Here is a 1,027-nt window from a genome sequence, read left to right as displayed (position 1 = left end):
CCGGATGACGCGACGCCCGTCGATCGGGGGTGAGCTACTTCTTCTTGCTCTTCTTCTTCGCGGGCTCCGGCTCCGGCTCGGGCTTCGACTTCTTGCCCTTCTTCGCGGGCTTCTCGTCCTTCGAGATCTTCGCGAGCGGGTTGTTCAGGGCCTCGAGATAGGCGCGCGCGACCGCGACGTCGTCGGCGTCCGCGTCCTCGAGCTCCCAGTAGTAGTTCCCGCGGTCCTTCTTCTTGCTCGTGTCCTCGGTGTTCGTGAGGCGGCCGAGCACGCGGCGCTCGCCGATGTAGCCGCGCAGCGCGCCCTTGAGGTAGCCGCTGAACACGTAGACCTCTTCGTGCTCCTCCGACTTCGCGGGCTTCTTCTCGTCCAGGACGACGACGTCGGCGACGATGATCTCCTTCGTCGCGCCCGGCTCCTTCGAGAACTTGTCCTCGATCCGCTCCGTCCGAAGCGGCGTGATCAGCAGCAGCTTGCCGCGGTTCTCGTCGCTCGTGAGGGTGAAGCCGTCGCCGCCCGCGGGCGCCTCGCTCGGCTTCGCGAACTCGTCGCCGCCGCTCTTCTTGCTCTTGTCCTTCGCCACGATGGGCCTTCTTTCTTTCGGGGTGATCGGCCGGCGGTTGCCGGTCGAGTCTTCGGTGATGCCGAAGTTATGTGAGCCCGCCGCCGCCCCTCTCGGCGCATCACCTAACGGCGGCGGGCTCGGTCTAGGGGGTCGGCTCGTCGGGATAGTCGAGCGCGATCGTCATCGCGCGCCCGCCCTTCGGGTTGCCGAGGTCCGGCATGTGAAACGGGATCGACGTCACGCGCACGACCGTCTCGTCGGGGAGCAGAGCCGCCGCATCGACGAGCTCGCGGAGGTCCCCGAGGGTGAGCGTTCGGTCGGGGATCGTCGTCCCCTTCGCCGCGGAGATCCGCGGGTAGTTGTCGAATCGACGAGCCATCACTCGCCCTCGCCCTCGGTCGCCGGGCCCGCGATGTCGACGCTCGTGTCGATCGTCTTCCGCCCCGTGTTCCGTGCGCGGCG

At 67.7% G+C, this 1,027-nt stretch carries 2 protein-coding genes; both read right to left on the bottom strand.

The window, feature by feature from the left end:
- Nucleotides 1-34 precede the first annotated feature (34 nt).
- Nucleotides 35-583, bottom strand: a complete 549-nt coding sequence (locus ACHBGV_RS10270) for a hypothetical protein (RefSeq protein ID WP_394736279.1) — start codon at nt 581-583, stop codon at nt 35-37.
- A gap of 124 nt (nt 584-707) precedes the next feature.
- The gene (locus ACHBGV_RS10265) at nt 708-944 is read right to left on the bottom strand and encodes a hypothetical protein (protein ID WP_336543575.1); all 237 of its coding nucleotides are present in this window, start codon (nt 942-944) and stop codon (nt 708-710) included.
- Between the last annotated feature and the right edge of the window lie 83 nt (nt 945-1,027).

The sequence above is a fragment of the Streptococcus sp. A34 genome (genome assembly GCF_043674115.1).
In the GTDB taxonomy this organism is placed as follows: domain Bacteria; phylum Bacillota; class Bacilli; order Lactobacillales; family Streptococcaceae; genus Streptococcus; species Streptococcus suis_V.
Note: the sequence above shows the minus strand (reverse complement) of the source record. Positions and strands in the feature narration are given on the sequence as shown.